This is a genomic window from Variovorax sp. P1_H2 (assembly GCF_056405295.1).
In genome coordinates, this window is the sequence record NZ_JBFUCJ010000154.1 from 1 (window position 1) to 12,841 (window position 12,841).

The following is a 12,841-nucleotide window of genomic DNA, read 5'->3' on the forward strand; positions in this document are numbered from 1 at the left end:
ACGCTGGCCTTTGCGCATACAAGCAGAATTCGCGTGCGCTGGCCATGGCACTGCTGCGCCAAGCGACTGCACACGAGATGTTCGTGCACGTTCCGAACGTCTGGCGCCGCGACGCGGCCCTTGTCGCGGCGGGCGCGGGCGAGATGGACATGGCGCGCGCGATCTTTGATGGCCTAAGCGTGCCTTCGATCTCCGACGCGGACAACGCGTACGACGACGGCGCGCCCGCGCACATGACTCGCGCAGTGATGGAGCATGCCCAGCTCGCCACGCGGCTCGGCCGTCCGGTGGCCGACGTGGCACTTTCGAAACGGGCCGTGCTGCGGCCCCTGCAGGTGCATGCCAATGCCGTCGGCACATTGCTAGGCAGGGTCCTCGCCAACGCCGACGCCATCGCCCGAGGCGAGGTCGCGCGTGCGACGCGCGGGGTGCTCACGTATCTCGCCCGAGCAAAGCCTGGAGGAAGCGACGAGTTCTTCGCGATGCAGCAGATTGTTGTCGCCGCACCTGTCTTGGGCCAGGCGCTGATCCAAACCGGATCGCTATGCGGCAAGGAGGAGTTCGCGCTCGTGCTGGCCGAGTTCGACCGCGTGTTCGAAGTGCCGGCCGAAGGCAACGGTATTCGCGCCAATCTGCGAAGGGAGGTCGCGGTCGCGATTTACCGGGCCAACGGCGACTCGGAAGAGGGGTCGCGCAGGTTGGAGCCGCTGGTCGAAGCGCTGAGGGAAAACACGCCCAGTGAGCAGCTAGATGGCCTGGCGCTCCTGGCGATTGCGTTCGCACAGGTTGGCAATCATTCACGCGCCCGCGCGCTGCTGGACCAAGTGCACGCGCAAAGTCTGGGGTACGCCCTCGCTCCGAAGAAGGACCCTCAGTACGCCACCTGGATGGACTTGCTGGCGCACGCCAACACGGCAGACCCGGCCCGCCGCGGTGAGCGTGTTGCCTTTCTGATGCGCCAAGTGGATGGCATGATGGACACCGAAGGCAGCTCGGCGGCCTGCCGCATCGCCGCTGCACTGGTCGCCGAGGCAACCATGCACGATGCGGCCATGGGCCTAACCGTCGCCCGCATGCTGTCGCATCGCGGAGTGATCGGCTGGCCCAATCTCGTGGATGCGCTGCTGCTCGGCGTGGTCCAGCGCCGGCCGGACTTGGCGATGGCGTGCGGAATCGCATGGTGTTCGCTGGCTTTGCCTTTCTATATGGAGCCGTCTTTTCGCGAGAGCCACCTGGGCGAATTCGTCGAAGCGGCCGTCGCCGCTGCGACGGAAGGCGACGCCGCCGTGCTGGTCGACATGCTACGAGCGGCCATCGAGGCGGAGAGCCGGGCCCACGAGCGCAGCACCCTGCTGCAAAAGTTGAGCGCTGCCGCACGCAATCGGGGCCACGCCAGCACAGCACTGAACGATGCGCTGGCGCGGTGGAAGGCCGAATCGCCGGCTCCGCGACACACGTACACAGCAATGAAGTACGACGCGCTCACGACCCTCGCCGAATTGAAGGCCGCGTTCGAGCACGAGAGCGACCCCAAAGGGCCGGGCTACGAGGCCCCACGCGCGTTCGATCGGCTGGCTCCGGCCGCCGGGTTTGAAGCGGCCCGCGAGATCTTCGAGCACTGGCCGGTGCTGCAGAAGGAATCCCGCTCGCGGTTCCTATTGGTCGACTTGGCCCTCGATGCCGGACACACGGACTATGCCCGGAAGCTCGTGGCCCAATACGAGGCGCTACCCGACGAGCAGGCCACCTGGACCACATGGACAGGCGGCGGCACGCTGCGCTACTTCAGGGCCCGCGTGAAATTGGAAGGCGCCGGCATCCACCCGCAGGCCTACGAAAACTTCATCGGCTCGCTGGCGGCAGGCCGGGAATCAATCACCTCCGTCATCCTGGAGATTGAGGACATCCTGCCGGTGATCGTGCAAGTGCCTGATTGGGCCGCGGTGTGGGAAGAGTTGGCCGAGCAACTCGCCACAACCCGCGAGCACGCCATCGGCCAGTCGTTTGATGCGGCGGAGCCGGCGATGACTGACGAGGAGACGATCGCGGCGATCTTCCGGTGGGCCCTGGCGATCCCATTGTCGGAACTGCAGCGGCACGTGCACGTTGGCGCGCAGCGAGTCAATGGGATTCCGGGCGGTCAGGCGATCTTCGCGCACCTTGTCCGCGCACTGCTGGCGGGCGATGCGGACGAACCTGCGGAAGCCATGCAACTGCTGTTGCGGGACAAGCGGGAGACGCTGTCGACCGCATTAGGCGACACCGTGGCTGCCCTGGTGAACCATCCCGACTATGCGGTGGCGGAGGCTGCGGCGATGATGTCGAGCCGCTGGGGTCGCCCGACATCGATGACCCGAATCGCGCTGCCGGCGTTCTATGACCTCATTCTGGAAGACGAGGACGAAGGCTTCGAGTCGCCAGATCTGGCCGACCACGACTCCGGCGCGATGCGCGTCGAAAACCACCTGGGGTGGACCGCGATGTTTCCTGAGCTGGTCAACGCCCTGGCTCGGCAGGGCGTGACGCCAGCGCACATACGACACCGAGCCAGGATGTTCATTGAGCAATGGGGCGGGCTGGCCGTCTACGGCAAGACGGCCACCGACAAGGTTCAGGCCGACCTGCGCCGACTGGACATGCGGATGCTCTTCTGGAAGCCCCACGTCATGGGGGCCGCCCGCGCCTTGCGCCAGGTCGCAGGCGAGATGCGGCGTGCCGGAATGATCGAGGCGCACGAGGTGCCGTTCCTCTTGCATTTGATGAGCTTCCCGGCGCCAACGCTGCCACTGATTGTGCCGGCGTCAAGGCCGCTGTTCGTTTCAAGGCCTTCTCTCGACGACGCCAGCTGGCCGGACAGGGACACCGCGGAAAAGTGGATTCAAAGTGTTGAGAGCGACGTCTTCCCGCTGGCCTTGCCCGGTGAGAAGGTGATCGCAGAAATCTTCACGTTTGAGATCTACAAGGCCCGCCAGGCCCTATACACGGCCAAACGGATCAGCGCCCCGTTCTTGGAGGTTGGCGATCAAGAGGATTTCGCTGGTTGGGTTGACCTCTTGCCAGAAGCCAAGTGGGCCAATGGATTCCGCGCCTTGACTGACGAACTGGCGCCGACGATCGTGCGCGCGTTTTCCAGCAGGAACATGCCAGAAGTGCCACGCCATCAGCTCATCGTATGCCCGTTATGGATGAGGCGGCTTGGCTGGCGTACCCACCCGGACAATTGGCTGGTCTACCTGGGCCGATCAAGCGAGGTCGTGGCAAGGGTCGTTTGGTGGCGCGACGGCGGACCCGTGGATGTCGAGGACGACTTAGTGTGGGGCGAAGGCGTGTACGTCAGCGTCACTACTTCTGGGCTTGCCCAGATCGAGGCGGTAGCTGGTCCGCTGCCCGTCATGGTCCATGCACTCCGCAGGGTCACGCTTCTGCGCAGCGACGAGGCGTCCTTCGCACGAGCCTCCTCCGGGCGATACTGACGGCCATGGGTGGCCCGTTGTGCGGCCTCCCTCAGATGGGCTGCTATGACGTTGGGCTCCTCACGCCCAAGGCGTAACCACCATGGCGGGGCCAAGGCAAAAAAAAGCTCGCACGAAGCGAGCTTGAAACGCCTTGCGGGCGCCACTAACGGAGTAAGCGAAGTGTGCTGTCACGACACGCACTTATTCGCGCTTGTGTGGGTCGCTGCGCTGCTATGCAGCCATCGCCCCCGCCGCCGTCGCCGTCGCGCCGCTGCCATCGCTGCCGCTGTCAACGCCGACCACCAATGCTGTTTGCTTGGTCTTGTCGACGGCCTCGATCGCCAAGTCCGCGATGAAGTCGTTCCAGAGGCGCAGCGCGTGCGTCTTCGCTTGCAGGTGAAGCCCCTTGTCATAGTGGGCATCCTGCACGCCGCTGAGGCCGTGGCTCAGAAGTTGCGCGCGCGTGTCCTTGCTGATGCCCAGGCGTTCGGCCAAGATGGTTTCCACGGTCCGGCGGATGTCGCCGCCGCGAAACGGCGCCGAGGCGCTGCCCTCGTGGTTCATGGTGTCGCTGATCTGGAGCACGGCCTCGGAAAGCGTCTCGGGGCGCACCACAGCATCGCGGCTGTGGAACAGGGCGCCCTCATGATTGATCACGGCAAGCTCATCGAGGATTTCCTTGACCTCGGGCACGATCGGCAGGACATGGGGGCGGGGCTGCGCGCGCCGGCCCTTGGGGTCGAACAGCGTCAGCGTCTCGCCCGCGTGGATGTGGGCGTGCTCGATGCGCAGAAGCTGCTGCACGCGCTGGCCGCCGGTCGCGATCTGGAGCATCAAGGCAAGCCGCGTCAGGGTCGATGGGTGCGCTGCGACGTAGGCGAGATACGTGCGAAGTTCGTCGATCGAAAGCACGCGGGCGCTTGCGCGGTTGAACTTCTGCGCCATCGCGGTCGACGGCACGGCCGCTGCCGGGTTCGTGGTCAGGCCGAAGCTGGATGCAGCAGCGGCGGCCATCGGATCGATCGCAGCGCCGAGGCCGAGTCGGAACGCGGCGGCAAGGAAGCTGCGAAGTTTCAGCGCTGTGCGGCCTTTCTTGTGCTCCACGTGGGGTCCGACCAACCGCGTCAGGATGCGCGAGACGTGCTCGGGCGTGATGGCCGATGCGGGGAGGGCGGCGAGGTCAGGAAACGCCGCTTTGACGTGATTGCCGAACAGGTTCTCGACGTCGTAGGCGCTCGCGTCCTTCTTGCGTTCGCGCAGGCTGGCGACGTAGGTGTCGCACAAGGCCGCCAGCGTGTTCTTGTCGGCTTCGCGTACCTGGGCGATCGCGGCCGCCTGCTGAATCTTCGCCTCCTGGCGCGCAATCTCGCGCTGCGCCAGCGGGTCTTCGCCGCCTTTAATGGTGGCCTGCAGGCGCGTCGCCTCCGTGCGGGCCTGGGTCAGGGTCAGGTGCCCCTCGGCCTCGGCGCTGCTGAAACGGCCGAGCGTCTGCGTGCGCGTCTTGCCCTCGCGCTGATACACGAAGATGAACTCGATGACGCTGCGGTCGTTGGCGGCAATGCGACGCCGCGCTTTGAGTGATCCGTACCCGGGCCGGACGGCACCGTCGGCGAGCATCTTGCCCGGCTTCAGGTTGCGAATGGTCGCGGTGGTGAGGGCAACTGGCGCGCTGCGGCGGAGGATGGCGGAGGGCTGTTTTGAAGGCATCATGGGGCAGATCGTGTCGCGATCCATGTCGCGATCTGGGTTTGGCACGATGCTTGACATTGTGGCACAACCTGAAACAACAAACTGCCGTAAGTTGTTGATATGCCTCAATAATTTTGATGCATGTTGAACAACGGGGAACGTCTAAAAACAACGATGGTGCTGTCTTTTAATCCGTTGGTCACAAGTTCGAATCTTGTACGTCCTACCACCGAAACCCGTGTCGAGACCCAAAAGCCTGCTGTCAATTCGATAGTGGGCTTTTTTGTTTTCAGGCCCAACCCCCTAAGGTCTTGCCCGCTTCGGCGGCTTTTTCTTGCCTGTCGCCTCGTGGTCACGAACCTGAGGCGCGCCCCCTCAAAAGCTCAGCCTTGACAGGGCCTCAGCCTTGATCGGCAAAAGGTGACGGGGCGACACTTGACCTGCACCGATGAAAGGAGCCCTCGTATGCCCATGGATTGCCTACGCCGGATTGCAGAGCGCGAACTGCCCTTCGACGTCTACGACATAGCTGAGATCGACAATGTCCGCATGTTGCGCGCCGCCGGGTTGGTCATGGCTTTTCTCCCTCCGCCTGACCACCTTCCGCAAGGCGAAGTAAGCCAGAAGCCCGCCCGGGTGCTTGCCATCACGGCGAAGGGCAGAGAGGCTTTGGCCGGCTGGTTGGCGACCGAGGATTACTGAAATCTCGTCCAACCAGCCCTGAGCAGGCTTGCTCATGGTCCTGCGTCACCGTCTCGATGTGTTCGATGCCAAGCAGGTTTTGTTGCTTTTTGTTGCTAAAGAAACAACTTCTTAAGCCCCCGACTTACGAGAACGTCACCCTCCAATTGTGAGAAAGGCGTTCAATGTGAACTCGTCACAATCACCGGGGGAGAGTGATGTCTAGGGCAACCGCGACGCGAGAAGCGAGCTCAGTGAGTCGGGATTCAGCGCCATCGCCGTGCCGGACGCGGCGCGGTGGCGCGCCCAGGCGACGGTCCCGGCGTCTCGACGCAATGACTGCCTGCCGACCCGAAGAGGTGCCGGTCCCGGCGACTCGGCGCATCTCGGCGCGGTGACTGGGAGCGCAGTTCCGCAGGAGCCCGGCAATGACGAAGTACTGCGATTCGTGCCACACGCCCAACAAGGACCGCGCCAGATACTGCCATGGTTGCGCCGGCAAATTCTCGGGCCTGCGTTTCGATGCTGCAGCCTTCGTCTCTACCTTGCCCGACACGCACGCGGACTTGGCCGTGTCCCTGCCGGAAAAGGCGGTGCAGGGGCTTCCACGCGCACCGCTCCAGAAGGCCGAACCGAAGCCTGCCGCGTGGCTCGCGCTGCCTCCGGGGGTCGACATTTCGCTGGTGTTGCTGTTGCTCTGCCTTCTGCTGTTGTCCGGGACCTTCGTGTACTGGTATTCGAGTCGCTCGGTCCGCGAGCCGCCGGTCCCGGGTTCGCAGCAACTGCTGTCTCAGACGGCGCCCGAGGCCCAGGATGTGCCGGCGAATTCGGGGCTGCCAATCCCGAGTTCGTCGGATTCGTCGGCCGTGTTACTGCAGGCCGCGCCCGCACCCGAGCCCCAGGAGGGGCCGGAGAACGCGGTCTCTGCGACGACGAGCGAACCCGCGTCTCCGTCCGATCCGGAACAGCAAGCTGTCGCTCGCTCGGATCCAACGGGAAAGCCTGCGACGCAAGAAGTGACAAGGGTTGAAGCGTTGGCCAGCCCGGAACGGGCTGTACCCAAGCAGGCGTCAGGCGTTCGGCGGCGCGATCAGGTCGCTGCGTCGACTCCGAGGAGGCGCGAGCCGAGACGAGAGACGGTGAACAAGATCGAGATCGATCCCCGAGTGCTTCTCCCATCGGTGGCCGTTGAGGCTGCGCCGGTGGGAACGAGGCCCGCTGAGACCTCGCAGGTGGTTCGCTCGGCCATAGAGCCCCGAGCCGCAGGCAATCTGCCGTGTGATCGTTACAACCCCTTCGGCGAGGCTGTTTGCTTGAGCGCGCCGCAGTCGCCGGGCCAGCTGACGCAGCAATCAGCGGCCACCGGCGCATCGCACACTGGCACCAGCGGGGCGGTTTCCGCTGCGTTACGTGCCCCGGCCGTGGCGAGCGGCGGTGGGCCTGGAAGCTTGGCCGATGGTGGTGGAGCCGGCGGCGGCTCGGGTGGGGGTGGAGCAGGTGCTGGCGGCGGTGGCGGTGGCGGTGGTGCCGGCGGCGGAGCAGGAGCCGGGGCTGGGGCTGGAGCCGGGGCTGGAGCCGGGGCTGGAGCTGGAGCTGGAGCTGGAGCTGGAGCTGGGGCTGGGGCTGGGGCTGGGGCTGGGGCTGGGGCTGGGGCTGGGGCTGGGGCTGGAGCCGGGGCCGGGGCCGGGGCTGGGGCTGGGGCTGGAGCCGGGGCCGGGGCCGGGACTGGGGCCGGTAGTGGTGGAGCCGGTGCCGGAGCCGGAGCCGGAGCCGGTGGTGGAGCCGGTGGGAGTGGCGGTACAGGTGGCGGCACCGGTGCTGGAGCGGGTGGCGGTGGCTCTGCCGGTGGTGGTGGCGGTGGACCCGGCGGCGGTGCAGCCGGGCGTTAGAAAGGCCGACCGGGGGGGCATCACGATGCCGACCTCTGTGCTGCGCCGAACCCATCCGAAATATCGAATCGCCGCATGACAGTGGGGCGTGGCATCCGTGACCGTGGAGCGCGATGTGCATGAGATGGGAAAAATTCACATTTGTTTCGAATTGATATACATTGACATCCTCGCCCGCAACACAGAGTCGGGCCCAGCCCGCACGCCAAGCCTTTCAGGAGCCACGAAATGGACTCGGACTTTCACCTTCGCAAAGTACAGACGCTGAGCCCCAAGGCCGCAAAAATTGCATTGAGGATCATGGATGCGGACCCGGGCATTCCTGTCGAATGGATCCTGACGCTGCGCCCGGCGCTGGTTGAACGAAGCATCGACTCGGCGTCGTTCGGAACCACGGACTGGATGACGATCGCAGCGATCGAGCGTCCCGTCGTCCGCAGATTCACGGAGCGCTTCGAAAGCCGCGAGCAGCGCCACGCTCGGCTTTGGGTGACGAGCCTTCGCCAGGAGTCCCGCAGAGCCCCTGGCTCGGCGCTCGAGGATGCGTACGGGTCACCGTGATTTGGCCCAGGGGCCGGACTCCCCTCAACCGTCGGAGTAGAGAAACACCGTACGACATTGACGGCACCGTGCCTGGCCGATATGGCCTTGTCGATGGAGCGGCTCGAGCCTGGACGTCTGGCCGTCGAGAAAGCACTGCGGACAAGGCAGCAGTTCCCCTGGACAAGCCAGTGCGTCGGCCCATGCGCTTTCCCAGTCATCGACCAGCGATGGCAGCGCGCCCTTCGCTCGCAGGTGGCCCAGCAATTCGCGGTGCATGCCCTCGAGTGCCATGGCCTTCTCCATTCGTATTCGTGGGGGACGCCCACACGGACGCCCGACAATAGGCCTGCGGGACCGACGCGGACCTATCGGGACTTTCAGCCGCGAGCCTGGCCTGGTCAGCGTCCATTTGGTTACAAAGCCAGACACTTTTCGAATGTGAAAGTATTACATTTTTACCTTGCGAAGTGTGCTGTTTCGCAGAGGGGCAARCCGGCGATTCGAGATCGCGACAGTTGGCCATCGGATGCCTGTTGAGCAGGTCCACCTCGAAGGAGGGCTCATGTCAAAGATTGTCAAAGGCAACAAACTCGTGAGGCGGATGGGGCGTCGGACCACACTGTCCTCGCAACGACGGCGGGCCACAAGGCGGACCACTTCGGTGGCTCTGCATGCGAGCGACGGCGCGCAACTGGCCTGGATGGCGGCGTCTCGCGTCAGAGAGGCGGCCCAGAATCGAATCGTTTTCGCTTTTCGACGCTATGTCGAGGCTTCGGGGCCTGGGCCCACGGACGCCGAACTGCATCTGTTCGCGCGGCTCGCCATCGCGGAGCAGCGATTGAGAAGCAAGCTCTCGGGTCGGCCCGCTGGCAGGGTCTGGGACTCGGGTTCCATCAGCAGTCGCTGAAGTTCGAGACGGCCTTTTTCTGTGGGAGGGGTCAACCGGCTTCGTCGCCGTCGATCGAGGCCGAATGGCGGGATCCGGCCATCGCCGAGACCAGGCCCACCGCACTGGCGCGAATCAGTTCCTGGCGCAGGGCTGCTTCGAGCAGGCGGCGCGCTGTCTCCGGCCGGTCGTGGTCGTATTCTTCGTCCAACTCGCAATGCAGGTAGTAGTCGACCCGGGCCATGAGCCGTTCGACCGATGCTGCGAGGTCTTTCTCGTTCATCTTCCGCTCCTCCGAACCAGTCGTGCGGAAACGACCTTGGTTTGATCCCGATCTTCCTCTGGACTCACCCTGCGCTCACCCAGCCATCGACTGTGTGAGTTTCGCCATTATCCTCCCCCCACGCGCTGTTGCCCCCGGTCCTTTGTCGTGGTACGCCAACAGTGTGTTTGGGTAGCAAGTTTGTTGGTGCTTTGGTATTCGAAATTCAGCGAAGACGCAGCCGATTCCAGGCGTTCACCAGCCTCGAAGGGCGCGCGGGCGGCGAAGCCGGCTCGCTGCGGATGGGCTGCGTGGCGGTCTCGGCGGCGCTGGCAGGCGCCTGAAGCCGATGCCGGACGCTGTGCGCCACCCGCACGCAGTCCTTGATGTGCAACTCGCCCAGGGACCGCAGCGCTGCATAACTGAGCGTGGCAGAAACCACTTGGCCTGCGAGGGGAACGAATCGGGCCGCCTGGCTGGCGGTCAGCTTGACGCCCGCATGGCGGGCCAGCGTGACGAGCAGTTCGCGCGTGACCAGCCGCCCGACCAGCAACGCCCCGACGGCGGCGGCGGCTTTGCGTATGCGTTCGCGCTCGTGCGGCGCCATGCGCTCGACCTGGGTCACGGAAAGGCCGAATTCAGTGCTGATCTGCGGCACCACGCGGGCCAGCAAGGCGGCGTCGGCCGCCCAGTCGATGCCCGGCAGCGGCACGGCGCCGACCGCAGCCGCCATCAGCGCCTTGCGGCCGAGCAGACGGCGGCTGCGCCGGATGGCCTCGATCAGCTGGGGATCGCCTTGGGCGAGCTCGATGGCGGAAGACATTCCGCCGCATTATCAGGCGGCGAGCGTTTCCAGTTGGTCCGACAGGGCCAGCCAGCGCTCTTCGAGGCGCGCGATCTCGTCGCCGAGTGTCTTCAGCCGCTTGCCGGCTTCGGCGATTTCCGGGGCCGGCAGGGCCTGGGCCAGCCGTTCTTCGAGTGCGGCCTTCTCGCTGCTCGCGGCGGCCAGCTGCTGGTCGACCTGCGCCAGTTCGCGCTTCAGCGGCTTGGCTTGCTCGCTGCGCTGCTGCCGTTCCTGGGCGTCCTGCTTGCGCTGGTTCCTGGCGGCCGGGGCGGCATCGGCTAGCCGGGGCGCCGGCGCGCTGGCGACCGCGGCTTCGGCGGGTCGCGCGACGACTTCGGCCGCACTGGCCGTCGCGGCATCCCGGTTCGCCACCTTGGCCTCCTCGCGCAGCCGCTTGGCTTCGTCCAGCAGGTAGCGCTGGTAGTCGTCCAGGTCGCCGTCGAAATCGGTGACCACGCCGCGGCCGACCAGCCAGAACTCGTCGCACACCGAGCGCAGCAGCGCGCGGTCGTGGCTCACCAGCATCAGCGTGCCCTCGAACTCGTTGAGCGCCACGGCCAGCGCCTCGCGGGTGGCGAGGTCCAGGTGGTTGGTGGGCTCGTCGAGCAGCAACAGGTTGGGGCGCTGCCAGACCATCATGGCCAGCACCAGGCGCGCCTTTTCGCCGCCGCTCATGGTGCCGACCGCCTGCTTGACCATGTCGCCGCTGAAGTTGAAGCTGCCGAGGAAGCCGCGCAGGTCCTGCTCGCCGGTGCGCTCCTTGGCGTTGGCGCCGAGTTCTCGCGCCACCCGCACCATGTGCTCGAGCGGCGTGTCCTGCGGCCGCAGCACGTCGAGTTCCTGCTGGGCGAAGTAGCCGATGTTGAGTCCCTTGCCTTCGGTGACGGTGCCGGCCAGTGCGCCCATTTCCCGGGCGATGGTCTTCACCAGCGTCGACTTGCCCTGGCCGTTGGCACCCAGGATGCCGATACGCTGGCCGGCCAGCACCGAGCGGTTGACGCCGCGCAGAATGGTCTTCGGCGCCTCGCCCTCGACCCGATAGCCGAAACTCGCATCGCTGATCGACAGCATCGGATTCGGGATGTTGCCCGGTTCCTTGAATTCGAAGGTGAAGTCGGCTTCGGCCAGCAGCGGCGCGACCTTCTCCATGCGTTCGAGCGCCTTGACCCGGCTCTGCGCCTGCTTGGCCTTGCTGGCCTTGGCCTTGAAGCGGTCGATGAACTTCTGCAGGTGGGCGATCTTGTCCTGCTGCTTGGCGAAGGCCGATTGCTGCAGCTCCAGCTGCTGCGCGCGCAGGGTCTCGAAGGCGCTGTAGTTGCCGCCGTAGCGCGTCAGCTTCGCATGTTCGATGTGCAGGGTGACGTCGGTCACGGCATCGAGGAACTCGCGGTCATGGCTGATCACGATCATGGTGCCGGCGTACTTCTGCAGCCAGGCCTCCAGCCAGACCAGCGCGTCCAGGTCCAGGTGGTTGGTGGGTTCGTCGAGCAGCAGCAGGTCGCTCGGGCACATCAGCGCGCGCGCGAGTTGCAGCCGCATGCGCCAGCCGCCCGAGAAGCTGTTGACGGGTTGGTCGAGTTCGTGGGCCTTGAAGCCGAGCCCCAGGATCAGCGACTGGGCACGCGGCACTGCGTCGTGCTCGCCAGCGTCGGCCAGGTCGGTGTAGGCATGCGCCAGCGCCATGCCCATGTCGTGGTCGTCGGGGTCGGCTTCGTGGCCGGCTTCGGCCCGGGCCAGCAACTCGCGCAGTTCGACCAGCCGGGTGTCGCCGCCGACCACGAAGTCGGTGGCGGGTTCGTCGGTCTCGGGCATGTTCTGCGCGACTTGCGCCATGCGCCATTGCTTGGGGCAAGAGAAGTCGCCGCCGTCTTCGTGCAGCGTGCCGTTGAAGAGGGCGAACAGCGTGGACTTGCCCGCGCCGTTGCGTCCAACCAGGCCGACCTTCTCGCCGGGGTTGATGGTGACGCTGGCGCCGTCGAGCAGCACTTTGGCGCTGCGGCGCAGGATGACGTTCTTGAGAGTGATCATTTCGGTGCCCGCCGGTTGGCGGGCAGGTCAGAGGAGGGATTCGCGCGCGACCAGCAGCACCTGGTCTTCGCCCGCGCTGGTGGCGAGCCACACCACCTCGAGCTGCGGGAAGGCAGCCTCGAAGTGCGCGCGCTCGTTGCCGATTTCAAGCACCAGCACGGCGGAGTCGCTCATGCGGGCCGGGGCGTCGGCGAGCACCCGGCGAATGAAATCCATGCCATCGGCCCCGCCGGCCAGGGCCAGTTCGGGCTCGGCGCGGTATTCCGCCGGCAGCGCGTCCATGCTGGTCGCGTTGACGTAGGGTGGATTGCAGAGAATCAGGTCGTAGGGGCCATCCACGCTCGCAAGCCCGTCCGACTCGATGAGCCTGATGCGATCGTCGAGCTGGTGGCGCGTGACGTTGATGGCGGCTACCTCGAGCGCCGTGGTCGACAGGTCGGCGGCGTCGACGCTGACGTCCGGATAGGTCAGCGCCGCAAGCACCGCGAGGCTGCCGTTGCCGGTGCACAGGTCGAGCACCCGGCGCGTGTGCGGGCCCAGCCAGGGATCGATGCTGCCGTCGGC

Annotated in this window: 10 protein-coding genes; 4 read left to right on the top strand and 6 right to left on the bottom strand. The window is 65.8% G+C overall.

The window, feature by feature from the left end; all coding sequences use genetic code 11:
* Positions 1-44 precede the first annotated feature (44 nt).
* Complete coding sequence (locus AC1D2E_RS32010) at positions 45-3,473, top strand: hypothetical protein (protein WP_478201128.1); 3,429 nt, start codon at positions 45-47, stop codon at positions 3,471-3,473.
* Positions 3,474-3,686: 213 nt separating this feature from the next.
* On the opposite strand, the gene AC1D2E_RS32015 is transcribed toward AC1D2E_RS32010, so the two are convergent.
* Positions 3,687-5,189, bottom strand: a complete 1,503-nt coding sequence (locus AC1D2E_RS32015) for a tyrosine-type recombinase/integrase (protein WP_478201129.1) — start codon at positions 5,187-5,189, stop codon at positions 3,687-3,689.
* A 420-nt stretch (positions 5,190-5,609) separates the two neighbouring features.
* Between AC1D2E_RS32015 and AC1D2E_RS32020 the strand changes: the two genes are divergently transcribed.
* The 3 genes from AC1D2E_RS32020 to AC1D2E_RS32030 all read left to right on the top strand — a co-directional run bounded on the left by AC1D2E_RS32020 (position 5,610) and on the right by AC1D2E_RS32030 (position 8,275).
* Positions 5,610-5,846: a hypothetical protein gene (locus AC1D2E_RS32020; RefSeq protein ID WP_478201130.1), complete on the top strand. Its 237-nt coding sequence runs from the start codon at positions 5,610-5,612 to the stop codon at positions 5,844-5,846.
* A gap of 1,434 nt (positions 5,847-7,280) precedes the next feature.
* Complete coding sequence (locus AC1D2E_RS32025) at positions 7,281-7,793, top strand: hypothetical protein (protein WP_478201131.1); 513 nt, start codon at positions 7,281-7,283, stop codon at positions 7,791-7,793.
* A 149-nt stretch (positions 7,794-7,942) separates the two neighbouring features.
* Complete coding sequence (locus AC1D2E_RS32030) at positions 7,943-8,275, top strand: hypothetical protein (protein ID WP_478201132.1); 333 nt, start codon at positions 7,943-7,945, stop codon at positions 8,273-8,275.
* A gap of 24 nt (positions 8,276-8,299) precedes the next feature.
* On the opposite strand, the gene AC1D2E_RS32035 is transcribed toward AC1D2E_RS32030, so the two are convergent.
* The 5 genes from AC1D2E_RS32035 to AC1D2E_RS32055 all read right to left on the bottom strand — a co-directional run.
* Positions 8,300-8,548, bottom strand: coding sequence for a hypothetical protein (locus AC1D2E_RS32035; RefSeq protein ID WP_478201133.1), 249 nt, complete (start codon positions 8,546-8,548; stop codon positions 8,300-8,302).
* Positions 8,549-9,195: 647 nt separating this feature from the next.
* Complete coding sequence (locus tag AC1D2E_RS32040) at positions 9,196-9,426, bottom strand: hypothetical protein (RefSeq protein WP_478174160.1); 231 nt, start codon at positions 9,424-9,426, stop codon at positions 9,196-9,198.
* 205 nt (positions 9,427-9,631) lie between these two features.
* Positions 9,632-10,228, bottom strand: a complete 597-nt coding sequence (locus AC1D2E_RS32045) for a hypothetical protein (protein WP_478201134.1) — start codon at positions 10,226-10,228, stop codon at positions 9,632-9,634.
* A gap of 12 nt (positions 10,229-10,240) precedes the next feature.
* Positions 10,241-12,277, bottom strand: coding sequence for an ABC-F family ATP-binding cassette domain-containing protein (locus AC1D2E_RS32050; RefSeq protein WP_478201135.1), 2,037 nt, complete (start codon positions 12,275-12,277; stop codon positions 10,241-10,243).
* A gap of 27 nt (positions 12,278-12,304) precedes the next feature.
* Positions 12,305-12,841, bottom strand: a 537-nt coding sequence (locus AC1D2E_RS32055; protein WP_478201136.1) for a HemK family protein methyltransferase, incomplete at its 5' end; no start/stop codon positions are given.